The organism is Fodinicurvata halophila (genome assembly GCF_042651425.1).
GTDB lineage: Bacteria > Pseudomonadota > Alphaproteobacteria > Kiloniellales > DSM-21159 > Fodinicurvata > Fodinicurvata halophila.
In genome coordinates this window covers 1-21,124 of sequence record NZ_JBHSCW010000010.1, presented here as the reverse complement: position 1 = coordinate 21,124, position 21,124 = coordinate 1, and the positions used below count along the sequence as shown (strand labels likewise).

Below are 21,124 nucleotides of genomic sequence, written 5' to 3'. Positions count from 1 at the left end.
ACGGGCCGGCCCCTTGTCTTGCAACCTGACCGGTCTGAGGGGGCACTGAGCACCGCACATGGAAAGCTGGCGCAAGCATCCGCTCCTGTTCTGGATCTTCATCCTGCCGCCGGGCTTCTGGCTGGTCGCCTTCTTCCTCGCCCCCCTCAGCGTGATCTTCGTCCTCAGCTTCGGCGAGAAGAGCGGCATTGTCGGCATCGAGATCACCGGGACGCTGGACAACTACATCCGGGCCCTCGATCCGCTTTACCTGGGCATCATCTGGAAATCGATCCTGATCGCGGGCGGCGCCACACTGGCCTGCCTCCTGCTGGGCTATCCCGTGGCCTTTGCCATCGCCTTCGCGCCGGCGCGCTGGAAGGCGCTGCTGCTGCTGATCGTGATCATGCCCTTCTGGATCAACGTACTGATCCGCACCTATTCCCTCATCGCGGTCTTCCGCGGCCGCGGGTTCGTCAACATGGCCTACGAATGGCTCTGGATGCGCGCCAACGAGCTGCTGAACCTGGTCGGTCTCGGCGGGTACAATCTGCTGGGCGAATTCTTTACGCCGCTGCCCCTGCTCTACAACAACTTCGCGGTGTCCGCCGGCCTGGTCTATGCCTTCCTGCCCTTCATGGTGCTCCCGCTCTACGCCAACATCGAACGGCTCGACCGCTCGTACATCGAGGCCAGCCTGGATCTGGGCGCCGGGCATCTGCGGACCTTCCGCTCGGTGATCTTTCCGCTGACCTGGCAAGGCGCGATTTCCGGCATCATCATCGTCTTCATCCCGTCCCTGGGATACTTCTTCATACCGGCCATCCTGGGCGGGACCGACAGCCAGATGATCGGCAATGTCATCGAGCGCCAGTTCAAGGCGGCCAACGACTGGCCCTTCGGCGCGGCCCTCTCGCTGCTGCTGATGTACGCCACCTTCGGTGCGCTGGCGCTCCGCGCCGTGCTGGCCGGCCGCAATGCTGAAGGAAAGGGCGGCGTATGAGCATGTTCCGCACGCCTTCCGACGCGTCCCCCGACGCCCCTCGGCGTCCGGCCCTGCGTCGCAAGCTGCCGCCCGGACCCCTGGATTACAGCCGGCGCTGGTGGATGCGCCTGCCGCTGCTCATCGTCTTCTTTTTCCTCTATGCGCCCATGGTCGTCCTGGTTGCCTTCAGCTTCAACGACAGCGAACGCAACATCGTCTGGCAGGGATTCACCACCGACTACTACATGGCCGCCTTCCAGAACACGGAACTGATGGAGGCCTTCGTCAATTCCCTGACCATCGCGCTCATGAACACCGTCGTCGCGACCCTCCTGGGCACCCTGGTGGCCATCGGCCTCTGGCGCTTCCGCTTTCGCGGCCGGGCGGTCTTCGAGGGCTTGAACGCCCTGCCCATCGTCATTCCCGAGATCTGCATGGGCGTGGCCATGATGGCCTTCTTCGCGCGCATCGGCTGGCCGACGGACCTGCCGTGGCCGATCAACCTGGTCAAGATCACCATTGCCCATATCGCCTTTTCCTTCCCCTTCGTGGCGATCGTGGTGCGCGCCCGGCTGGCCAACTTCGATCGCGCCTTGGAAGAGGCGTCCCTGGATCTCGGCGCCACCCAATGGCAAAGCCTGCGCTATATCCTGCTGCCGCACCTGAAGCCGGCGCTGATCGCCGGCGCGCTGATCGCCTTCACGCTCTCGCTGGACGATTTCGTCATCACCTTCTTCACCGCCGGGCCCAACACCATCACGCTGCCGGTCAAGATCTTCTCCATGGTGCGCTTCAGCGTGACGCCGGAAGTCAATGCCGCCTCGACCATCCTGATCCTGATCACCATAGTGACCGCCAGCCTGGCCATGTGGCTGCAGGGCAGCAACCTGATGCGCCAGACCCGCGGCAGCGAAACGGAGTAGCATTCGAGCCATGTACGCCGCCTCCCAGAGTACCGCCGACCAGCGGACCATCCTGTCCCTGCGCGGGGTCACGAAACTCTTCGGAGAGTTCGTTGCCGTCGAGGACGTGAACCTGGACATCGCGGAGAACGAATTCTTCGCCCTGCTGGGCCCCTCGGGGTGCGGCAAGACCACCCTGCTGCGCATGCTCGCCGGCTTCGAGATGCCCAGCGCGGGAACCATCCACCTGGACGGCAAGGACATGAGCCTGTTGCCGCCCAACCGTCGCCCGGTCAACATGGTGTTCCAGTCTTACGCCGTCTTTCCGCACATGAGCGTGCGCGAGAACGTGGGCTACGGCCTCAAGGTCGCCGGCGTCGGACGCGGCGAAACGAAGGACCGGGTCGAGGAGGCGCTCAGCCTCGTCAAGCTGGACAATCTGGCCGACCGCGAGCCGGACCAGCTTTCCGGCGGGCAGCGCCAGCGCGTCGCCCTTGCCCGCGCCCTGGTCAAGCGCCCGCGCGTGCTGCTGCTCGACGAGCCGCTTTCGGCCCTGGACGCCAAGCTGCGCGAGGCCATGCAGATGGAACTGGTGCGCCTGCGCCATGCGCTGGGCATCACCTTCATCATCGTCACCCACGACCAGGACGAGGCCCTGTCCATGGCCGATCGTGTGGCGGTGATGAACGACGGCCGCGTCCAGCAGGTGGCCGCGCCCCAGACCCTCTACGAGTTTCCCGCCCGGCGGTTCGTGGCGGATTTCATCGGCAAGATGAACCTGTTCACCGGCCGCCTCGAGGAACGCCACCAGGATCGTCTCGATATTCGCGTTGAGGGGCTGGGGGCGATGGCGGTCCCGACCCTGGACAGCTCGATCTTCGAAGGCCGCGACGAGGTGGACCTGGCCGTGCGGCCCGAGAAGGTGCGCATCACGAGCCAGGTGCCCGAGAGCGAAGGGCGCGTCCGCCGCGAGGGCACGGTGAAGGAGGTCGCCTACTACGGCGACATGAGCTATGTCTTCGTGACCCTGGATGGCGCTTTCACCATAAACGCCAATGTCCAGAACGAAGCCAGGAGCAACGAGCCAGCCCTGCGCCCCGGCGACCGCGTCTGGTGCTCCTGGGCCTCCCGGGACATGCTGGTACTGGCGGATTGATCAGTCGTTCGATACGAGACGCTCAAGGACCTTGTCCGCCCCGATCAAAGGCAGGAGCCGAACAAGTACCTCTTCAAAGACATCTGCTTCCGCCTCGGCAATGAACTTCGCTTTCCTGTCTTTCCAGGAGAGGGTCTGAACAAGGCTGGCTGCCACGACCGAAGGTTCACTCAGATTAACTACGGGAACTTCTGTCTTGCCCCCACGAATGGATGTGCTGACTGGACAACAGACCAGCAAACCCGTCTGGCTGTTATAGGTGCGTGAAGACAATACAAGGGCAGGCCGGTACTTTCCGATTTCACGGCCTTTCGTAGGCTCGAAATCCAGCCAGATGATGTGATTGCGATCCGGTATATAGACCGGCATCAATCAGCCGTTTCACTTGGAATAGGTCGTGCCACCTCATCGGCATGCGCGGAGTCAGGAGTCATGCCGTCCAGAAGCTCCTCCTCAGAAAATGGCAGGCGGAGTTTCCTGTCTGCTTGCTTCAACGGCTCTATGATAATCTTGTTGTCCTTGACCTCTATATTTACCTCGCTCGAAACTTCCAGGCCTGACTTCGCTAACAGGCGACTCGACAATCGAATCGCCGCACTGTTGCCCCAGCGTTTGATCTGCGTCTGCATGACATGCCCTCAAGGCTGCTATCAAATGAACTGAATCATAGCCGACTGCGTCTCACGTGTCTATAAATGTAGACACGTGCATGATCAGGATCACCCCTCCACCGTGCGCTCCAGGGCCGGCCAGCGGACCGCCAGGGTGGCGGCGCGGGCCAGCATCAGGCTCGCCATGGAGAACCAGAGGCCGTGGTTGCCCCACAGCGGAACTGCCACGGCCAGGACCGACAGGTAGATCAGCAGCGAGGCGATCATGGCGTTGCGCATGGCCACCGTGCGCGTGGCCCCGATGAAGACGCCGTCCAGCTGGTAGGACGCCACGGCCACCAGTGGCATGGCCACCATCCAGGGCATGTAGGTGATCGCCTGGGCCAGCACCTCCTGCTGGTCGGTATAGAGCGAGAGAATCATCTCCCCCGCCAACCAGAAGACCAGCGCTATCGCCACGGCCGCAGCGGCCGCCCAGAGACCACTGACCCAGGCGGCCTGCCGGAACGCGCTGCGCCGGCGCGCACCGAAGGCCTGGCCGGCCAGCGCCTCGGCGGCATGGGCGAAGCCGTCCAGCCCGTAGGAGGTGAACTGCAGCAGGTTGATCAGGATGGCGTTGGCCGCCAGGGTCACGTCGCCCATCCGTGCGCCGATCGCGGTGAACAGCACGAAGGCCGTCTGCAGACAGGCCGTACGGATCATGATGTCGCGGTTGACGCGGAACAGCGCCAGCAGGCGTGCGCGCGCGAACAGCCTGTGGCGGGAGACCGTGACCTGCTGCGGCCGCAGCCGGCGCCAGACCAGCACCAGCCCGAGCGTCACCGCCGTGTATTCCGCAATGACGGTCCCCAACGCCACGCCTTCGACGGTCATGCCCAGACCCAGCACGAAATAGAGATTGAGCGCGATGTTGAGCCCGTTGAGCGTCAGCTGCACCGCCAGCACATGGCCGGCCCGGTTGATGCCCAGCAGCCAGCCGCTGATGGCAAAGGTGATCAGGGTGGCCGGCGCCCCCCAGATGCGCAGGTCGTAGTAGCGCTCGCCCAGGGCCGTGACCTCCGCGCTGGGATCGATCACCGCGAAGGCCGCCAGCCCCAATGGCACCTGCAGGACGATCAGGCCCAACCCCAGGCAGGCGCCCACCAGCGCTGCCCGCCAGATCACGGCCGCCCGTTCCACCGCATCTTCCGCCCCATGGGCCTGTGCGGCGAAACCGGTGGTGCCCATGCGCAGGAAGCCGAAGATCCAATAGAAGACGTTGAAGATCAGGGCACCGACCGCCACCGCGCCGACATAGGCCGGCCCGGGCATGTGTCCCATGACCGCCGTGTCGACCGCCCCCAGCAACGGGATCGACAGGTTGGACAGGATGACGGGCCCCGAGATGCCCCAGACCCGTCGCGACCAGCTTACGGGCGTCTCTTCCCGCAGGTCCGGTCCCCTCGTTTCACCCTCTCTGGTATCCATACGGCATTTTCTTTGTCAGAATTCCGTGCGAAAAGATCGCCCTGAAAGACGATAACAGGCCAGCCTCCTGGCCCATGGGAGTTCCCGCGTTTAAAGGAAGATATGCGTATGTCCAGCACGATCCGTTCCCCCTACCTGCTCTTTCTCGGCGACGCGCCCGACCAGCTGGCGGCCAAGACCGCCGACGGCATCGCCCACTGGCGCCCCGAGGGCTGCGTCGGCCAGCTGCGCCTGGAAGGCTGCCAGGCTGATGTCGGCCTGAAGGACCTGACCCTCGAGGAGGGGATGGAGGCCGGTGCGCGCACCCTGGTGATCGGTGTGGCCAACCGGGGCGGACGCTTCTCCCAGCTCTGGCTGGAGATCCTGGGGCGCGCCCTGGAAATGGGCTACGACCTGGCGGCGGGCCTGCACAACCGACTGGTGGATGTGCCCGTCCTCGCCGAGCTCGCGGAAAAGAACGGCCGACAGCTCTGGGACGTGCGTCATCCCACCCAGGAACTGGAGGTGGCCAACGGCAAGCCCCGCTCCGGCAAGCGCCTGCTGACCGTGGGCAGCGACTGTTCCGTGGGCAAGATGTACACCACGCTCGCCCTGGAGCACGAGATGCACCAGCGCGATCTGAAGGCCGACTTCCGCGCCACCGGCCAGACCGGCATTCTGATCACGGGCAGCGGCATCTCCGTCGACGCCGTGGTGGCAGACTTCATTTCCGGCGCCGTTGAATGGCTCTCGCCGGACAACGAGCCCGAGCACTGGGACCTGATCGAGGGGCAGGGCTCGCTCTTTCACGCCTCCTTCGCCGGGGTCTCCATGGGCCTGCTGCACGGCGCCCAGGCCGATGCGCTGGTGCTCTGTCACGAGCCGACGCGCAAGCATATGCGCGGTCTGCCCGACTATCCGCTGCCCGACCTCAAGGTCTGCATGGACCGCAACCTGGAGGCCGCACGCCTGACCAACCCGGAAGCTCGCTTCACCGGCATCGCCGTCAACACGGCGAAGCTGCCCGAGGACGAGGCCGGGGCCTACCTGGAACGCCTGGAGGATCGCTTCGGCCTGCCCGCCGTCGATCCCGTGCGCCACGGTGTCGGCAATCTGGTGGATCGCCTGGAAGAGAACTTCTGAGTTCGGCTCAGCGTCCGCCGGTCACGCGCAGGGTTGCGCCAGTGACGTACCCTGCACCGGGGCCCAGCAGGTAGACGACCGGGTCGGCGATTTCGTCCGGCGTGGCAGCGCGTTTCAGCGGGATCTGTGGCGCCAGCCGGACCGCCCGGTCCGGCACACCGCCCGAGGCATGCAGGTCGGTCTCCGTCAGGCCCGGCGCCACCGCGTTCACACGTATGCCGTCCTCGGCGCATTCGCGCGCCAGTCCCAGCGTCAGGCTGTCGACGCCGCCCTTGGACGCCGCATACCAGACGAACTCGCCCGGCGCGCCGTTATAGGCCGAGGGCGAGGAGATGTTGATGATGACCCCGCCGGCCCCATCGCGCTTTAGGCTCATGCGCTGGACCGCCTCTCGACAGCAATAGAGCGTCCCGGTCAGGTTGATGTCTATGGTCCGACGAATCGTCTCCGGCGTCGTCTCCGCCAGGGACGAGAGGCGCCCCGTCACGCCGGCGCAGTTCACCAGCGCCGCGAGGGGCCCCAGCTGCAGGTCACAGCTGTCGAACAGGACCTTCACTGCCTCCGCGTCACTCACGTCCCCCTGGACCGCGATGGCCCGACGCCCCAGCGCCTGGATATCGCGCACCACTGCCTCTGCCCCCTCGGCGTCCCGGCTGTAGTTGACGCAGACATCGTAGCCTCTCCGTGCGGCCAGGCGCGAAACGGCTGCACCTATGCCCCGGCTGCCGCCGGTTACCATCAGGACGGGAATGGTCATTCGTCTTTCCTTGCTTTGTTTGCGCGTTGCGGAAGCGGTCAGGGGCCGGCGTTGCCATTCGGGGACGCGCCGTCGACGGCACCGGCATCCTGCAGGCGCTGCCAGATCTCGTTGCCGGCCCGGGCGGCGTGGACCTCCGCCAGGGACTTGGCCTGGGCGGCATGGCCGGCCAGTACCGCCTCAGCGATCTCGGCATGCTCGTCCCAGACCCGCGGATTGGCCGGACTGCGGGCCAGCGCCACCGACAGGGCACGGCGCAGGTGGGGCCAGGACTGCTCCGCTGTCTCAATCACCACGGCGTTGCCGGACAGGCGATAGAGCAGCGCGTGAAAGGCGTGGTCCGCGCTCACCAGGGGAGCGGCCTCGCCCGACATCAGTGCGGCGCGCCCTTCCGCGAGAATTGTCCGGAGACGGTCGCGCTCATGATCGCTCAGCTTGGCGGCACGGCGCGCGGCCAGCTGGGCCGCCAGGCCGTCGAGAGCCACGCGCAGCTGATAGAAAGCGCGAATGCGCTCGGCATCCAGGGGCGCCACCTGCAGGCCCTTGCGGCCCAATTCGGTCAGCAGACCCTGTTTCTTCAGCATGGCAAGCGCATGGCTCACCGGCTGGCGCGAAACCCCCAGGCGCGCCGCCAGCTTCTCCTGGGCCAGGCGTTCGCCGGGCTGGATCTCGCCGGCCGTGATCGCCTGCAGCAGCTTCTCGTAGACCTGATCGATCAGGGCGGGATGTTGGGCAAGCGGCTCCATGGACCCTCTCCGCTCCGCGCTTTTTTGCATACGGAATTCAACAATGGCGGAAAATGCCCTCTCAGGGAAGGTCTTCCATGCAGTGCCGCCGCGCGCACGCAGGAATCCGTTTGACGCGCGGCGCCTGCTTGCCTAGGTTCCGCTCACTATCGCCACAGGTCGCCTGTCGGCTCCGAGGAGCTCCACCGGTCCGCGAGTTTTCGCGCAGCGGTGCAAAACCTGCTGTTCGGACACCAGGCAGGCACCCGACGGGAAGGAAGTCCATGTTCGAATCACTGCAGGAACGTCTCTCCGGCGTCTTCGAGCGTCTGACGAAGCGCGGCGCGCTGAGCGAGGAGGATGTCTCCGAGGCTCTGCGCGAGGTGCGCGTCGCCCTGCTCGAGGCCGACGTCGCCCTGCCTGTCGTCAAGGACTTCATCGCCAAGGTCAAGGAGAGGGCTGTCGGCCAGGAAGTCCTGCGCTCGGTGACCCCGGGCCAGATGGTGGTCAAGATCGTCCACGACCACCTGGTGGAAACCCTGGGCGGCTCCGATCCCGAGACCGGAGCCCTCGACCTGGCGGCCCAGCCGCCGGTGCCCGTCATGTTCGTGGGCCTGCAGGGCTCGGGCAAGACCACCTCCTGCGCCAAGCTGGCCAAGCGCCTGAGCGAGAAGGACCGCAAGAAGGTCCTGATGGCCTCGCTGGACACGCGCCGTCCGGCCGCCCAGCATCAGCTGGCCGTGCTCGGCGAGCAGGCCGGGATTGCCACTCTGCCCATCGTCAGCGGCGAGCCGCCGCTGGCCATCGCCAAGCGCGCCATGAACACCGGCGCGCTGGAAGGCTATGACGTGGTCATGCTGGACACCGCCGGCCGCCTGTCCATCGATGAGGAGTTGATGAACGAGGTCGCCGAGATCCGCGACGCCGTCAAGCCCAAGGAAACCCTGCTGGTCGCCGATGCCATGACCGGCCAGGACGCCGTCAACGTCGCCAGCACCTTCAACGAACGCGTCGGTGTCTCCGGCATCATGCTGACCCGCGTGGACGGCGATGCCCGCGGCGGTGCGGCCCTGTCCATGCGCGCCGTCACCGGCCGCCCGATCAAGCTGCTGGGCGTGGGCGAGAAATTGGACGCCCTGGAGAACTTCCACGCCGACCGCGTCGCCGGACGCATCCTGGGCATGGGCGACATCGTCTCCCTGGTCGAGAAGGCCGCCGAGAGCTTCGAGCAGGACGAGGCCGAGAAGATGGCCAAGAAGCTCGAGAAGGGCAAGTTCGACCTGAACGACATGTCCAAGCAGCTCCAGCAGCTCACCAAGATGGGCGGCATGCAGCAGCTGATGAATCTCATGCCCGGCATGGGCAAGATGCAGGAGCAGCTGAAGAACGCCAACGTCGACGACGGCATGGTCAAGCGCCAGCTGGCCATCATCTCCTCCATGACCAAGCAGGAGCGCGCCCACCCCGAGATCATCAAGGCCTCGCGCCGCAAGCGGATTGCGTCGGGCTCCGGCACCACGGTGCAGGAGGTCAACAAGCTGCTGAAGCAGTTCGCCGATGCCCAGAAGATGATGAAGCGCGCCCGCAAGCTGGGCAAGAAGGGCATGATGCGCGGCGGCATGCCGGGCATGCCCCCCGCCGGTGGAATGGGCGGCGGCGGCATGGGTGGCCCCGGTGGCATGGGCGGTGGAGGCGGCAACCTGCCGCCCGGCCTCGGCGACATGAGCAACCCCTTCGGCAACAAGAAATAGGATCACCCGACAGTCGGCAGGCGGAGCGCCGCAGACGGTCCCGCGCCGGCCCATACGACTTCGAACATGAGTGCGGTTTAAGGAAAGAAAGGAAACCAGATGTCCCTCAAGATTCGCCTCGCCCGTGGCGGCGCAAAGAAGCGCCCCTTCTATTCCATCGTCGTGGCGGACACGCGCATGCCGCGTGACGGCCGCTTCAAGGAGAAGCTGGGCACCTACAATCCCATGCTTCCGCGCGAGCATGAGGAACGCATCCGCCTGAACGGCGAGCGCATCCAGTACTGGCTGTCCCACGGCGCCCAGCCCACCGACCGCGTGGCCCGCTTCCTGGTCGAGCGCAACCTGATCGAGGCCAAGCCGCGCCGCGAGCAGACCAAGAAGAACCAGCCCGGCGCCAAGGCGCAGGAGCGCCAGCGCGAAGCGGAAGAGCGGCGCAAAGAGGCCGAGGAAGCGGCGGCAGCAGCCGCCGCCGAGGAACAGACCGCCGCAGAGCCCCCTGCCGAAGAACCTGCAGGCGAGGAAAGCGGCGAGGAAGCCAAGGCGTAAGGCTTCCGGAAGACGCAAGGCGGAGGCAGCATGACGCCGGAGAAGCTGGTCTGCCTGGCCGCGGTCGCGGGCGCTCATGGCGTGCGCGGCCAGGTCACCCTGAAGACCTTCACCGAAACGCCGGAGTCGGTCACCGCCTATGGTCCCCTCCAGGACGAGGAGGGGAACAGCTACCGCCTGAAGGTCAAGGGCGAGGCGCGCGGCCTGCTGATCGCCGAGGTTGAGGGGGTGACGGACCGCGATGCGGCCGAGTCCCTCAAGGGCAAGCGCCTCTACGTCAAGCGCGAGGCCCTGCCCCAGCCTGAGGATTCCGAGGAGTTCTACTTCGCGGACCTGATCGGACTGGAAGCCCGGGATAGCTCGGATACCCTGTTGGGATACATCTCGGCGGTGTATAACTTCGGGGCCGGCGACCTGCTGGAATTGCGTGATGAGGAGGGGGGAGAGCGCCTCCTGCCCTTCACGCGCCAGATCGTCCCCGAGGTGGACCTGGCGGCCGGGTGGATCCGGGTGGATCCACCGCCCGAGACGGAAGCCACCGAGGCCTCGGAAAACGGCGAGAAAAACGCGCCGGACGCCTGAGTGGGGCTGGACAAGCGGCCCCAGACAGGTCATAAAGCGCGGCTTCGAGGGATGGACAGTTGTGACACGCGCCGGGACAGACCGACAGCCCTGGACGGCAACCGTCCTGACCCTCTTTCCCGAAGCCTTTCCCGGCTTGCTGGGGAGCAGTCTGGCGGGAAAGGGCCTGGAAAGGGACCTTTGGAGGCTCGAAACTCTGGACATCCGGGGTTTTGCGCGCGATAAACACCGCTCCGTGGACGATACGCCCTTCGGCGGCGGTGCCGGCATGGTGATGCGGCCGGATGTTGTCGGTGCGGCCGTGGAGGCCAGCGCGGAGTCACCCGGTCCCCTGGTCTATCTGAGCCCCCGCGGGCGGACCTTCGACCAGGCCATGGCGCGAGAGTTTGCCGAGGAGCCCGGCCTGCGCCTGCTTTGCGGGCGCTATGAAGGGATCGACGAGCGCGTGCTCGAAGCCAGCGGGGCGCGCGAGGTCAGCATAGGCGACTATGTCCTCTCCGGAGGGGAGGTCGCCGCACAGGTGGTACTGGATGCCGTGGTCCGTCTGTTGCCCGGGGTTATGGGCAACGAGGCGAGCGGCGGCGACGAATCGTTCGAAGGGGATCTGCTGGAGTATCCCCACTATACGCGACCCGCCGAATGGCAGGGGCGCAGCGTGCCGGAGGTTCTGCTTTCCGGCCATCACGAGAGGGTCCGCCAATGGCGGCGGGCCCGCGCAGAGGACATAACCGAACGGCGGCGGCCGGATCTCTGGCACCGCTACCTTGAACGCCGCCGCACCGGCGGAAACGAGGAAGGATAGGACGAAGGCCATGAATACGATCGAACAGCTCGAGCAGGAGCAGGTCGCCACACTGAACGCCAACAACAAGGTGCCGCGCTTTGCGCCGGGCGATACGCTCCGCATCAACGTGAAGGTCGTCGAGGGTACGCGTGAGCGTATCCAGGCTTTCGACGGAATCTGCATTGCCCGCAAGAACCGCGGCATCAATTCCTCCTTCACGGTGCGCAAGATCTCCTACGGCGAGGGTGTCGAGCGTGTCTTCCCGCTCTACAGCCCGCGGGTCGACAGCATCGAGGTCCTGCGCCGCGGCGACGTGCGCCGCGCCAAGCTCTATTACCTTCGCAACCTGCGCGGCAAGGCGGCCCGCATCCCGGAGAAGACCACGGGACTGGCCGGCAAGCTGGCCCAGGCCGAGCGCCAGGACCAGGCGGACCGCAAGGCCGGCCGCAAGTAATTCCCCTCATCGGAACGCCGTTGTTCCGCAGGAGGAGAAACGTCTTGAAAACGCCGGGCCTGCGTCCCGGCGTTTTCTGTTTTGGGTTGCGGCGCACAACATCAGCTTGTGGATAAGGCGAGACTTCTCAGAGCCTTCCGAATATGGTTAAACTGGTTGTAACAAAACCTTCATAATTGTTTCGCACCCCTATAACCCGGCGCGCGTAAGAACCGGGGACCACAATTCAAGCAGTGAGGAGAAACGCATGAGATCGAAAAAGACCACCCTCGCAACGGCAACGGCCATTTCGGCCCTCTTCCTGGCCTCGCCGGCCATGGCCCAGACCGAGATTCAGTGGTGGCACGCCATGGGCGGCAGCCTGGGAGAGCTCCTCGAAAGCATCACGCAGGACTTCAACGAGAGCCAGGACGACTATGTCGTCAACCCGGTCTACAAGGGCGAGTACAACGAGACCATGACCGGGGCCATCGCCGCCTTCCGCGCCGGCGAGCAGCCGCACATCGTGCAGATCTACGAGGTCGGCACCGCCACCATGATGGCGGCCGAGGGCGCCATCCGCCCGGTCTACGAGGTCATGGAAAAGTCCGAGGTCGAGTTCGATCCGGACGCCTATCTGCCGGCCGTGACCGGCTATTACACGACGACCGAGGGCGACATGCTCTCCCTGCCCTTCAACAGCTCCACGCCGGTCATGTTCTACAACAAGGACGCCTTCGAGGAAGCCGGCCTGGACCCGGAGCAGCCGCCGCGTACCTGGCCGGAGGTCGAGGAGTATTCCCAGGCACTGCTGGATGCCGGCTATGAGTGCGGCTTCACCACCGGTTGGCCGTCCTGGGTGCAGCTGGAGAACTTCAGTGCCCTGCACAACGTGCCCTTCGCCAGCAAGGAGAACGGCTTCGCCGGCACGGACATCGAGGCCCTCTTCAACAGCGACCTGCACAAGCACCATATCGGCAAGCTGGCCGAGTGGCAGGAAAGCGGCGTCTTCAGCTACGGCGGCCGCTACAGTGACAGCCAGCCGAAGTTCATCGGCGGTGAGTGTCCCATCTACATGGACTCCTCCGCGTCTCGCGCTGGCCTGGTCTCCAACATCGAGGACTTCGAGTTCGGTGTGGGCATGCTGCCCTACTGGCCCGATGTCGAGGACGCTCCGCAGAACTCCATTATCGGCGGGGCTTCTCTCTGGGTCCTGGAAGGCCACTCGGAAGAGGAATACGAGGGCGTCGCCGCCTTCTTCGAGCACCTGTCCTCTCCCGAAGTCCAGGCCGAATGGCACCAGAAGTCGGGCTACCTTCCCATCACCGAGGCTGCCTTCGAGCTGACCGAGGAGCAGGGCTACTATGATGAGAATCCCGGCGCGGATATCTCCGTCGAACAGATGAACCTGAATCCGCCGACGGAATACTCCAAGGGCCTGCGCATCGGCAACTTCGTGCAGATCCGCGACATCATCAACGAGGAGCTGCAAGCAACCTTCGCTGATGACAAGACTGCCGCGGAAGCCCTCGACGAGGCGGTCGAGCGCAGCAACAGCCAGATGGACAAGTTTCATCGGCAGAATAACTGAGCGCTCGTGATCGATTGACCGACCCGGTCGGGAGAGGGGGCCCAACCCCCTTCCGGCCGGGTGGTCTTTTTCCAACAAGACGGTCTGCCAGACACCCGGCTCCTGCATGCTGAAACGCGTTCATTTCCGCCGACCCTATCTGCCCTATCTGCTGCTGCTGCCGCAGATCGCGGTTACAATCATCTTCTTCATCTGGCCGGCGGCCCAGGCCCTCTATCAATCCCTGTTGCTAGAAGATGCCTTTGGGCTCAGCTACGAGTTCGTCTGGTTCGAGAACTTCATCGCCCTGTTCCGCGACGGCAATTACCTGCACTCCTTCCGCATCACCATTTTCTTCAGCGCCGCGGTCACCTTCTCCGCCATGGCGCTGGGACTCTGCTTTGCCACCATGGCCGACCGCGTGATACGCGGCGCCAGTGTCTACAAGACCCTGCTGGTCTGGCCCTATGCCGTGGCGCCGGCCCTGGCGGGCGCGCTCTGGGCCTTCATGTTCGATCCCACGCTGGGCGTGATCTCCACCTTCCTGACGCACCTGGGATATGACTGGAACCACAGGCTCGACGGCTCGGACGCGATGATCCTGATCATCGTCGCCGCCACCTGGAAACAGATCAGCTACAACTTCCTGTTCTTCCTGGCTGGCATGCAGGCCATACCGCGCTCCCTGGTAGAGGCGGCCGCCATCGACGGGGCGGGCCCCTTCAAGCGCTTCTGGACCATCATCTTTCCGCTGCTCTCGCCGACCACCTTCTTCCTGATGGTGGTGAACGTGGTCTACGCCTTCTTCGAGACCTTCGGCATCGTCCATGCCGTCACCGACGGCGGTCCCAACCGGGCAACCTCGATCCTGGTCTACAAGGTCTACCGCGACGGCTTCGTCGGTCTCGACCTCGGCAGCTCGGCCGCCCAGTCCGTCATCCTGATGGCGATCGTGATCTCGCTGACCGTCTTCCAGTTCCGCTACATCGAGAAGAAGGTGCAGTACTGATGGTCGAGAATAACCGCTGGATCAAATTCTCGTCGCACCTGATCCTGATTCTGGGTCTCGCTGCGGTCATCTTCCCCATCTACATCATGGTGATCGCCACGACCCATACCGGGCCGGCGCTGCAGCAGCCGCCCTTTCCCATCCTGCCGGGCGACCAGTTCCTGGAGAACATGAAACTGGTCCTGGGCGAGGGGCTCAGTACGGCAGGCGCGCCCCCGGTCGCACTCATGATGTTCAACTCCATGGTCATGGCGCTCGGCATCACCATCGGCAAGATCGCCATCTCGCTGCTGTCGGCCTATGCCATCGTGTACTTCCGCTTTCCCTTCCGGATGTTCTTCTTCTGGATGATCTTCATCACCCTGATGCTGCCGGTCGAGGTGCGCATCCTGCCGACGTACGGCGTGGCCTCCAGCCTGGGCCTCCTAAACAGTTACGTGGGCCTCACCCTGCCGCTGATTGCCTCGGCCACGGCGACCTTCCTCTTCCGGCAGTTCTTCCTGACCATCCCGGACGAGCTGCTGGAGGCCGCGCGCATGGACGGGGCCAGTCCCATGCGCTTCTTCTGGGACGTGGTGCTGCCGCTCTCGCGCACCAACATCGCGGCGCTCTTCGTCATCCTCTTCATCTACGGCTGGAACCAGTATCTCTGGCCCCTGCTGGTGACCACGGACGAAAGCTATTACACCATCGTCATGGGTATCCAGCGCATGCTGAACGTTGCCGACGCCGTTCCCGTCTGGAACGCCATCATGACCACCGCCATGCTGGGCATGGTCCCGCCGGTGATCGTGGTCCTCGTCATGCAGCGGCTCTTCGTGAAGGGCCTGGTGGAAACCGAGAAATAGGAAAATAGGGCATGGCCGAGCTTCGGCTGGAAAACATCATCAAGGAATTCGGCGACACCCGCGTGATCCACGGGGTCGACCTCAGCGTCACGCACGGCGAGTTCGTCGTGGTCGTGGGCCCCTCGGGCTGCGGCAAGTCCACCCTGCTGCGCATGGTGGCAGGGCTCGAGGAGGTCACCGGCGGCGAAATCCACATCGACGACAAGATGGTCAACCGGGTCGAGCCCAAGGACCGGAACATCGCCATCGTCTTCCAGAACTACGCGCTCTATCCGCACATGTCCGTGCGCCAGAACATGGCCTATGGCCTCAAGATCCGGAAATTCCCCAAGCAGCAGATCGAGCAGCGCGTGCAGGAAACCGCCGACCTGCTGCGCCTGTCGGAGTTTCTGGACCGCCGGCCCAGCCAGCTCTCGGGCGGCCAGCGCCAGCGCGTCGCCATGGGACGGGCCATCGTGCGCGAGCCCTCGATCTTCCTGTTCGACGAGCCCTTGTCCAATCTGGATGCCAAGCTGCGCGTTCAGATGCGCGTGGAGATCCGCCGCCTGCAGCAGCGCCTGGGCACCACCTCGCTCTACGTCACCCACGACCAGGTCGAGGCCATGACCATGGCCGATCGCCTGGTGGTCATGAACGCCGGCGTCGCCGAACAGGTCGGCACGCCGCTGGAGATCTACGAGAATCCCGCCTCCACCTTCGTGGCCGGCTTCATCGGCTCGCCCGCCATGAACTTCGTCGAGGGCCGGATCAACGCCGACCGGCAGTCGGTCAACATCGGCGAGGACTTCAGCATTCCGCTGCCCGAGGCCACCGAGGAGATCCAGGCGGATCGCCCGGTCATGGTCGGGCTGCGGCCGGAAGACCTGCACCTGACCCAGGAAAGTCCCGAAGAGGCCAGCCTGCCGCTCTCTGTGGACCTAGTGGAGGTGCTGGGCGCCGACACCCTGCTGCACGGCCAGATTCCGCAGATCGACATGCCGGTGGTCGCGCGCCTGTCCGGCGTGCCGGAGGTCGCCAAGGGAGAGGTCGCGCACCTGGCCTTCCGGCCGCGCAAGCTGCATCTCTTCGATCAGGAAAGCGGACGCAGCCTCTATTACGAAGTCCGGAAGACCGGGGGCTGACCGAACACGCCCCTTACAGCCAAGCCGCCAGGATGTCGGGACGGTCGGTGATGATCGAATCGACCCCGGCCGAGAACAGGATCTTGGTGGTCTCCACGTCGTTCACCGTATAGGCCGCCGCCTGCGCGCCCAGCAGCTGGACGTCCATGGCGTGCGTCTTGCCGAAGGCGGCGAAGTTGCCGTGCACGCTGTAGGCCTCGAGCTCGCGCACCGCCTGCTTCCAGCCTTCCTCGAAATGATGGGTCAGCAGGGCGCGCTTCCAGTGCGGCGCATGCTGCTGGGCCAGGTCCAGGCAGACACGCTGGAAGCTGGAGATCACCATCAGGGGGTCCGCGTCCGACCAGTGGGCGTCCAGGACCTCCAGGGTCTTGAGCGCCGTTTCCGTCTCACGTCCGGGGCAGGGCTTGATCTCGACATTGGCCGCAATGCCCGCCGCGCGGAAATAGGCAAGCGCCTCCGAGAGCAGCGGCACGCGCGTGCCCGCGAACTCCGGGGCGAACCAGCGCCCGGCGTCCAGCTCGGCGATCTCGGCGTAGGGTGTCTCTGCCACGGCGCCCTGGCCGCTCGTGGTGCGCTCGAGGGTCTCGTCGTGGAAACAGATCACCTCGCCGTCGGCCGTCAGCTTGGCATCCAGCTCGATCATGCGCACGCCGAAATCCACGGCCCTGCGAAAGCCCGCCAGCGTGTTCTCGGGCGCCAGGCCGGCAGCCCCGCGGTGGCCGATGATCTTGGGCAGTTTCTTCATTGTTCGGGTCGTCCCCCCTCTCGTCTTGCGTTCCCCGTCCGCTCGACGGTGCGCTTCGGATACAGGAGCTATCACAGCCCTTGCCCCGGGTCCATGCCGTGAGCACGGCGCTCCCATGAAAAAGCCCCGTTCCTCGGGATCGGGAACGGGGCTTCGATCTCCGCGTCGGCGGGCGCGAGAGCTCAGCTGCTCGGCGTATCGGTCTCGGCTTCGTCCATGTCCTCGACCACAACCTCGACCTCGACCGAGCCGGCCTTCTCGAAGGTCAGGGTCATGTGGAAGTGATCGCCGGCGCGATACTCGCCCTGCAGGTCTTCCAGCACGATCTGCGCACCGCCGGGCTGCAGGGTCACCGACTCGCCGGCCGCGACGCCGATGGCCTCGACCTGGCGCATGCTGTAGCTGCCCTCGTCGTCCATAACCGGCGCCCGGAAGCTGGTGGCATTGGCGAAATCCACCTCGGCGCCGACCAGGCGGTCGTCCTCGCCGCCGGTGTTCTCCAGGGTCAGGTAGACGGCGTTGGCGTGGGCGTTGGCTGCGTTCTCCACGGTCCAGGCATGGCTGACGACCATGTTCTTGGCCGCCGAGCGCTCGCCGTCGTGATGGGCGAAGGCGGCGGATACACTTCCGGCAAGGGCCAGGAAGACGGTCAGGATGAGAATGCGCATGGGTCTTGTACTCCGGTCTTCTATTGCGAACAGCGACCTGAAATAGGGAGTAGGGCCAGGAAGTGAAACGCCGTCAGGCGCAGATCCAGTCTCCTTGTTCCGGACACACCCCGTCCCGGTCGGATGAATATCGTGTCCGTCATGGCAGGTCTCCTGACTTGCGGCTTGTCCGGTCCCACCGTCTTGCCTTCCCGGCCGCCTCTTCATCTCCGGCAGCCAGTGACTTTCGCGACGGAAACCGCACCGCTCACAGTTGCGGGGGCAGCCCCGGCTTCGCACCGGGTTCCCTTTTCATTTCCGACAGGACGAAGACCGACTCCGGCCCGTCGAAAAACCATGACGCGGAAGGAGAATTACAGAACGCCCCCGGGATGTCCAGCCCAGTCGGGGCAACGGCGTGTGGCTTCCCGCCCCCCCGGCCTCCCGGGCCACGCCGGCCGGGCACCAGGCGGGAGGCGGACGCAACGACCCGCCTGTGCAGGGGGTTGGCAAAGGCCCGGTCGAGCGCCTACATCGGGGACGGGCAGGTAGCCCACGCCCGCAAGAACGCAGCCAGGATCGGGTTGCAGGAGCCGGGCGCTTGCGCTAGGTTCCGCGCCTGCTCGACCGGGTCGCGCACAGGCTGCCACACAGCCCGGCGACCAGACACGCGGAGAGGTGCCGGAGCGGTCGAACGGGGCGGTCTCGAAAACCGTTGTAGGGTAACCCCCTACCGAGGGTTCGAATCCCTCCCTCTCCGCCAGATAACTAATTGATTTTATGTTATTTTTTGGTTCTTCCCCATGAACGGGGGATGGGCATTCATCAGACCCGGTTGATTATACCATTCCACCCGCAGAGGGCGAGCACCCTCATGCGGTAATTCTCGAAATTCCTGAATCCGAAGGCGCGGCGCGAGATCATCTCCATCTTGGTATGGAAGCCCTCGGTGATGCCGTTGGATTTGGAAAACCGCCACATTCGGACAATCGGCTCGAGCCAGGAGCGGAGCGTCGTGGCCAGGGCTTTGGCCGGGCTCTTGTCAAACTGCTCGAGGAGCGCCAGGAAGCGCGGCAGGACCTTTTTGGCGCGTTTGGCATTCAGGGTCTTCATCAGCAGGAACCGCATCAGGCGCTGCTTGGCCGCGTAGAGGGCCTTGAGCACCGGACGCTCCTCCAGATACTGCGCCAGACGCTGCTGCTGGTCGGCCTTCAGCGTCCACTGATGGCGCCGCATCAGGCTGAGCAGCCCCCGGTTCTTTCGGCCCTCGGGATCCTGCTGCTGCCACAGCTTCAGGAAGTGCTGGTTGACCAGGTGGACGACATGGAAGCGATCGGCCACGATCCGGGCGTTGGGAAAGTACCGGCGCACGAGTGCGCGGTAGGTCTCGGAGAGATCCATCACCACCAGCCTGACCTGCGTGCGCCCCGGCAGGCGGCTGAGATAGCGCTGCAGGCTGGGCTCCGAACGGCCCAGCACCACATCGAACACCTTATGGTTCTTGAGATCCACCAAGCTCGTGGCGTAGCCCTGTTTGCGGCTGAAGAGGTGCTCATCGATGCCCAGCACCTGGGGACAGCTCCGGCCGGACAGCTCCGAGACACGCTGGCGGATGAAGAATTGATACCAGCGCTCCACCGTGGCGCTGCCCACCGCGTGCGTCGTCGTCAGCTTGCGCTGGCTGACCCGCCCTCATGGGCCTCGAAGACCTCCAGGCGATAGGCCTCGGTGGCGCGCAGGCGCGGGCGAATGCCGGCAAAGCGGTGACGGAAATAACGCTGGCACCCCGGGCAATGATACTTGGGCACGCTCAAGTGCAGCACCAGCAGCTGGTTGCCCTGGCGGCTGTGCTTGAGCGTACGCCGGTAGGTGGCCTTGATCCGCACCGCCGTGTGCAAGCAGTGCACGCAGGCCAGGCGCTCCTTGGGCCTGGCCCAGACATGAATGTCTCGCCGCCGCTCCACCCGCTGAACGGCCAAACCTTCTATCCCAAGAAGAGAATCTGTCGGGGACATCGGTACCTCCTCCATCAAGCCTCGTTCCAAGAAAACCAAGCTTAATGAATACCGCTTATCCCCCGTTTATGAGGTAGAGCCCGCTGGTACCAGCTGAGGTGGCCCCTCTCGCGGGCCGTGCGGCCGAAACCCTGCGAGATGCGGTCGACCAGGATTGCGACAAGGACGACGCTGAGACCACCCTGTTTCCCCGGAATGACCCGAGCAGCCCTTCCAGCGCTCTCCTCGGGGGCAAGAAGAACCGTCCGGCCATCCGGAGATCCGGATCCCGGTGAACCCGTTTTCTTGAGTCCCAAAGGTAATACCTTTAAAGGGTCGTGGCGATATTTCCATGGCCCAATTAGTATTGGCCGATATGGTTGAAATCTAGGCTGGCATAGCAAAGGCAATCCGACCTTTCTTCTCCCGTTCTATTCCGCACTGGATGCCATACAACTCACATGTACTTCGTGAAAGGAATAGATCATGGGCTCTCCATTGCTCGCCATCCCCTTCGCGGCCCTCCTGTTCATGGCCAGTCCTTCATCTGCCAACGCAGAGCGCTTAAACATCGAAGGTTTAGAAGGTGTTGCAGGCATCGCCGATCTCGCCGAAATCGAGACCTTCGTGAAGAAAGAGGCAAACAGGATAGGAGATGTAGAAAACTCGAAAGGAGCACAAGAACTCGTCAAATCCGTATCGAGTGAGTTTAGTACTGCGTACAATTCAGATTTATTTAAAGTGATGGAATGCGGTCGGAGATGGAGCGAAATTACGGAGTCGTTTAGCGAAAATTTTGATAAGAAGTCTGCAAAGATGGAGGCCAATGAAGCAATCACCAATGAGGAGGCGGCCGCATTCAATGATCATCTGGCTATTGGCGAAAGGATAGTTGAGCTTCAGGAAGAGACCAATAACTCGCTGAAAGATAAACGATCAATGACGATCTGGGCCACTTTAATGTCCATGATCTTGAGCGACACTCTGGGCATAGAAAGACCAGAACCCAGGATACTTCAGGTGATGAAGGACTATCTGCGAAGCAAGGATCAGCTTTTTGAGTCCTATTCCGAAGGCATGGGCGCCTCCTATGTCCACCTGATGGAAAGCGAGTGCGAGGATCCGGAGTTAACGACCGCCATCACCCAATATCAATCGAACCGCGAGGAGTTCCTTGCCCTGGTTACCTCCGAAATGGAAAGCATAAATCAATTCCTGGAGCCCTGATCTTCCACCAGGAGATGAACGCGCCCAAGCGTGGATGACTAGGCTGCATACTCATAAACGGGATTCCCAAATTGGGTGATTTATGATTCCCCTTTGTCCTCTGTAGAGCAAGCTACGGAGGACAGATGAGCCGGCGGCGTTACGAACTGACGGATTACGAATG

Annotated in this window: 23 protein-coding genes, 1 tRNA gene and 1 riboswitch; of the genes, 15 read left to right on the top strand and 9 right to left on the bottom strand. The window is 64.1% G+C overall.

Annotated elements, in window-relative coordinates:
* Positions 1–58: 58 nt before the first annotated feature.
* Genes ACFOW6_RS15170 through ACFOW6_RS15160 form a run of 3 tightly spaced genes read left to right on the top strand, consistent with a single transcriptional unit; the run spans position 59 to position 3,022 of the window.
* Positions 59–982: an ABC transporter permease gene (locus tag ACFOW6_RS15170; protein ID WP_382423269.1), complete on the top strand. Its 924-nt coding sequence runs from the start codon at positions 59–61 to the stop codon at positions 980–982.
* Positions 979–1,887 carry an ABC transporter permease gene (locus ACFOW6_RS15165; protein ID WP_382423268.1) on the top strand — a complete coding sequence of 303 codons (909 nt, stop codon included), beginning with the start codon at positions 979–981 and terminating at the stop codon, positions 1,885–1,887. Before ACFOW6_RS15170 ends, ACFOW6_RS15165 begins: the two co-directional genes overlap by 4 nt.
* Before the next feature lie 10 nt (positions 1,888–1,897).
* Positions 1,898–3,022: an ABC transporter ATP-binding protein gene (locus ACFOW6_RS15160; protein ID WP_382423267.1), complete on the top strand. Its 1,125-nt coding sequence runs from the start codon at positions 1,898–1,900 to the stop codon at positions 3,020–3,022.
* Here the strand turns inward: ACFOW6_RS15160 and ACFOW6_RS15155 are convergent, their stop codons facing one another.
* The 3 genes from ACFOW6_RS15155 to ACFOW6_RS15145 form a co-directional block, all read right to left on the bottom strand.
* Entirely contained in the window at positions 3,023–3,391 is a 369-nt protein-coding gene (locus ACFOW6_RS15155) for a type II toxin-antitoxin system PemK/MazF family toxin (RefSeq protein ID WP_382423266.1), read from the bottom strand.
* Complete coding sequence (locus ACFOW6_RS15150; RefSeq protein WP_382423265.1) at positions 3,391–3,651, bottom strand: AbrB/MazE/SpoVT family DNA-binding domain-containing protein; 261 nt, start codon at positions 3,649–3,651, stop codon at positions 3,391–3,393. Before ACFOW6_RS15150 ends, ACFOW6_RS15155 begins: the two co-directional genes overlap by 1 nt.
* 90 nt (positions 3,652–3,741) lie before the next feature.
* Positions 3,742–5,100 (bottom strand): MATE family efflux transporter, encoded by a 1,359-nt coding sequence (locus ACFOW6_RS15145; RefSeq protein WP_382423264.1) that lies wholly within the window; start codon positions 5,098–5,100, stop codon positions 3,742–3,744.
* 108 nt (positions 5,101–5,208) lie between these two features.
* Between ACFOW6_RS15145 and dgcN the strand changes: the two genes are divergently transcribed.
* Positions 5,209–6,222, top strand: coding sequence for an N-acetyltransferase DgcN (dgcN, locus tag ACFOW6_RS15140; RefSeq protein ID WP_382423263.1), 1,014 nt, complete (start codon positions 5,209–5,211; stop codon positions 6,220–6,222).
* Positions 6,223–6,229: 7 nt separating this feature from the next.
* On the opposite strand, the gene ACFOW6_RS15135 is transcribed toward dgcN, so the two are convergent.
* Together ACFOW6_RS15135 and ACFOW6_RS15130 are read right to left on the bottom strand one after the other, a co-directional pair.
* Positions 6,230–6,979, bottom strand: coding sequence for an SDR family oxidoreductase (locus ACFOW6_RS15135; protein ID WP_382423262.1), 750 nt, complete (start codon positions 6,977–6,979; stop codon positions 6,230–6,232).
* A 38-nt stretch (positions 6,980–7,017) separates the two neighbouring features.
* Positions 7,018–7,725: a GntR family transcriptional regulator gene (locus ACFOW6_RS15130; RefSeq protein WP_382423261.1), complete on the bottom strand. Its 708-nt coding sequence runs from the start codon at positions 7,723–7,725 to the stop codon at positions 7,018–7,020.
* Positions 7,726–7,988: 263 nt separating this feature from the next.
* Here ACFOW6_RS15130 and ffh point away from each other — a divergent pair, with 263 nt between their 5' ends.
* The 9 genes from ffh to ACFOW6_RS15085 all read left to right on the top strand — a co-directional run bounded on the left by ffh (position 7,989) and on the right by ACFOW6_RS15085 (position 16,348).
* On the top strand, positions 7,989–9,455 hold the full coding sequence (gene ffh, locus ACFOW6_RS15125) for a signal recognition particle protein (protein WP_382423260.1): 1,467 nt from the start codon (positions 7,989–7,991) through the stop codon (positions 9,453–9,455).
* A gap of 99 nt (positions 9,456–9,554) precedes the next feature.
* Entirely contained in the window at positions 9,555–10,001 is a 447-nt protein-coding gene (rpsP, locus tag ACFOW6_RS15120; protein WP_382423259.1) for a 30S ribosomal protein S16, read from the top strand.
* 30 nt (positions 10,002–10,031) lie between these two features.
* Positions 10,032–10,583 (top strand): ribosome maturation factor RimM, encoded by a 552-nt coding sequence (gene rimM, locus ACFOW6_RS15115; protein ID WP_382423258.1) that lies wholly within the window; start codon positions 10,032–10,034, stop codon positions 10,581–10,583.
* 61 nt (positions 10,584–10,644) lie between these two features.
* Positions 10,645–11,385 (top strand): tRNA (guanosine(37)-N1)-methyltransferase TrmD, encoded by a 741-nt coding sequence (gene trmD, locus ACFOW6_RS15110; RefSeq protein WP_382423257.1) that lies wholly within the window; start codon positions 10,645–10,647, stop codon positions 11,383–11,385.
* A 10-nt stretch (positions 11,386–11,395) separates the two neighbouring features.
* On the top strand, positions 11,396–11,821 hold the full coding sequence (rplS, locus tag ACFOW6_RS15105) for a 50S ribosomal protein L19 (RefSeq protein ID WP_382423256.1): 426 nt from the start codon (positions 11,396–11,398) through the stop codon (positions 11,819–11,821).
* A 247-nt stretch (positions 11,822–12,068) separates the two neighbouring features.
* Entirely contained in the window at positions 12,069–13,391 is a 1,323-nt protein-coding gene (ugpB, locus tag ACFOW6_RS15100) for a sn-glycerol-3-phosphate ABC transporter substrate-binding protein UgpB (RefSeq protein WP_382423255.1), read from the top strand.
* A gap of 106 nt (positions 13,392–13,497) precedes the next feature.
* Positions 13,498–14,379, top strand: coding sequence for a sn-glycerol-3-phosphate ABC transporter permease UgpA (gene ugpA, locus ACFOW6_RS15095; RefSeq protein WP_382423254.1), 882 nt, complete (start codon positions 13,498–13,500; stop codon positions 14,377–14,379).
* On the top strand, positions 14,379–15,227 hold the full coding sequence (gene ugpE / locus ACFOW6_RS15090) for a sn-glycerol-3-phosphate ABC transporter permease UgpE (RefSeq protein WP_382423253.1): 849 nt from the start codon (positions 14,379–14,381) through the stop codon (positions 15,225–15,227). Before ugpA ends, ugpE begins: the two co-directional genes overlap by 1 nt.
* Before the next feature lie 11 nt (positions 15,228–15,238).
* Positions 15,239–16,348 carry a sn-glycerol-3-phosphate import ATP-binding protein UgpC gene (locus ACFOW6_RS15085; RefSeq protein ID WP_382423252.1) on the top strand — a complete coding sequence of 370 codons (1,110 nt, stop codon included), beginning with the start codon at positions 15,239–15,241 and terminating at the stop codon, positions 16,346–16,348.
* A 13-nt stretch (positions 16,349–16,361) separates the two neighbouring features.
* Here ACFOW6_RS15085 and ACFOW6_RS15080 read toward each other — a convergent pair whose 3' ends face one another.
* Positions 16,362–17,093 carry a glycerophosphodiester phosphodiesterase family protein gene (locus ACFOW6_RS15080; RefSeq protein WP_382423251.1) on the bottom strand — a complete coding sequence of 244 codons (732 nt, stop codon included), beginning with the start codon at positions 17,091–17,093 and terminating at the stop codon, positions 16,362–16,364.
* 182 nt (positions 17,094–17,275) lie between these two features.
* The gene (locus ACFOW6_RS15075; protein ID WP_382423250.1) at positions 17,276–17,761 is read right to left on the bottom strand and encodes a copper chaperone PCu(A)C; all 486 of its coding nucleotides are present in this window, start codon (positions 17,759–17,761) and stop codon (positions 17,276–17,278) included.
* Between the two features lie 139 nt (positions 17,762–17,900).
* Positions 17,901–18,101, bottom strand: a riboswitch (cobalamin riboswitch).
* Between the two features lie 311 nt (positions 18,102–18,412).
* On the opposite strand from ACFOW6_RS15075, the gene ACFOW6_RS15070 reads away from it, so the two are divergent.
* A tRNA-Ser gene (locus ACFOW6_RS15070) sits at positions 18,413–18,503 on the top strand.
* A gap of 62 nt (positions 18,504–18,565) precedes the next feature.
* Here the strand turns inward: ACFOW6_RS15070 and ACFOW6_RS15065 are convergent.
* Positions 18,566–19,393, bottom strand: a complete 828-nt coding sequence (locus ACFOW6_RS15065; protein WP_382423249.1) for an ISL3 family transposase — start codon at positions 19,391–19,393, stop codon at positions 18,566–18,568.
* A gap of 14 nt (positions 19,394–19,407) precedes the next feature.
* Complete coding sequence (locus ACFOW6_RS15060) at positions 19,408–19,755, bottom strand: hypothetical protein (protein WP_382423248.1); 348 nt, start codon at positions 19,753–19,755, stop codon at positions 19,408–19,410.
* A 465-nt stretch (positions 19,756–20,220) separates the two neighbouring features.
* Between ACFOW6_RS15060 and ACFOW6_RS15055 the strand changes: the two genes are divergently transcribed.
* The gene (locus ACFOW6_RS15055; RefSeq protein ID WP_382423247.1) at positions 20,221–20,961 is read left to right on the top strand and encodes a hypothetical protein; all 741 of its coding nucleotides are present in this window, start codon (positions 20,221–20,223) and stop codon (positions 20,959–20,961) included.
* Positions 20,962–21,124: the final 163 nt, after the last annotated feature.

What these genes read in the sequence shown, in the direction of transcription:
- ACFOW6_RS15170 (WP_382423269.1), top strand. Translation starts at nt 59, where the DNA reads ATGGAAAGCTGGCGCAAGCATCCGCTCCTGTTCTGGATCTTCATCCTG.
- ACFOW6_RS15165 (WP_382423268.1), top strand. Translation starts at nt 979, where the DNA reads ATGAGCATGTTCCGCACGCCTTCCGACGCGTCCCCCGACGCCCCTCGG.
- ACFOW6_RS15160 (WP_382423267.1), top strand. Translation starts at nt 1,898, where the DNA reads ATGTACGCCGCCTCCCAGAGTACCGCCGACCAGCGGACCATCCTGTCC.
- ACFOW6_RS15155 (WP_382423266.1), bottom strand. Translation starts at nt 3,391, where the DNA reads ATGCCGGTCTATATACCGGATCGCAATCACATCATCTGGCTGGATTTC.
- ACFOW6_RS15150 (WP_382423265.1), bottom strand. Translation starts at nt 3,651, where the DNA reads ATGCAGACGCAGATCAAACGCTGGGGCAACAGTGCGGCGATTCGATTG.
- ACFOW6_RS15145 (WP_382423264.1), bottom strand. Translation starts at nt 5,100, where the DNA reads ATGGATACCAGAGAGGGTGAAACGAGGGGACCGGACCTGCGGGAAGAG.
- dgcN (WP_382423263.1), top strand. Translation starts at nt 5,209, where the DNA reads ATGTCCAGCACGATCCGTTCCCCCTACCTGCTCTTTCTCGGCGACGCG.
- ACFOW6_RS15135 (WP_382423262.1), bottom strand. Translation starts at nt 6,979, where the DNA reads ATGACCATTCCCGTCCTGATGGTAACCGGCGGCAGCCGGGGCATAGGT.
- ACFOW6_RS15130 (WP_382423261.1), bottom strand. Translation starts at nt 7,725, where the DNA reads ATGGAGCCGCTTGCCCAACATCCCGCCCTGATCGATCAGGTCTACGAG.
- ffh (WP_382423260.1), top strand. Translation starts at nt 7,989, where the DNA reads ATGTTCGAATCACTGCAGGAACGTCTCTCCGGCGTCTTCGAGCGTCTG.
- rpsP (WP_382423259.1), top strand. Translation starts at nt 9,555, where the DNA reads ATGTCCCTCAAGATTCGCCTCGCCCGTGGCGGCGCAAAGAAGCGCCCC.
- rimM (WP_382423258.1), top strand. Translation starts at nt 10,032, where the DNA reads ATGACGCCGGAGAAGCTGGTCTGCCTGGCCGCGGTCGCGGGCGCTCAT.
- rplS (WP_382423256.1), top strand. Translation starts at nt 11,396, where the DNA reads ATGAATACGATCGAACAGCTCGAGCAGGAGCAGGTCGCCACACTGAAC.
- ugpB (WP_382423255.1), top strand. Translation starts at nt 12,069, where the DNA reads ATGAGATCGAAAAAGACCACCCTCGCAACGGCAACGGCCATTTCGGCC.
- ugpA (WP_382423254.1), top strand. Translation starts at nt 13,498, where the DNA reads ATGCTGAAACGCGTTCATTTCCGCCGACCCTATCTGCCCTATCTGCTG.
- ugpE (WP_382423253.1), top strand. Translation starts at nt 14,379, where the DNA reads ATGGTCGAGAATAACCGCTGGATCAAATTCTCGTCGCACCTGATCCTG.
- ACFOW6_RS15085 (WP_382423252.1), top strand. Translation starts at nt 15,239, where the DNA reads ATGGCCGAGCTTCGGCTGGAAAACATCATCAAGGAATTCGGCGACACC.
- ACFOW6_RS15080 (WP_382423251.1), bottom strand. Translation starts at nt 17,093, where the DNA reads ATGAAGAAACTGCCCAAGATCATCGGCCACCGCGGGGCTGCCGGCCTG.
- ACFOW6_RS15075 (WP_382423250.1), bottom strand. Translation starts at nt 17,761, where the DNA reads ATGCGCATTCTCATCCTGACCGTCTTCCTGGCCCTTGCCGGAAGTGTA.
- ACFOW6_RS15060 (WP_382423248.1), bottom strand. Translation starts at nt 19,755, where the DNA reads ATGTCCCCGACAGATTCTCTTCTTGGGATAGAAGGTTTGGCCGTTCAG.
- ACFOW6_RS15055 (WP_382423247.1), top strand. Translation starts at nt 20,221, where the DNA reads ATGGGCTCTCCATTGCTCGCCATCCCCTTCGCGGCCCTCCTGTTCATG.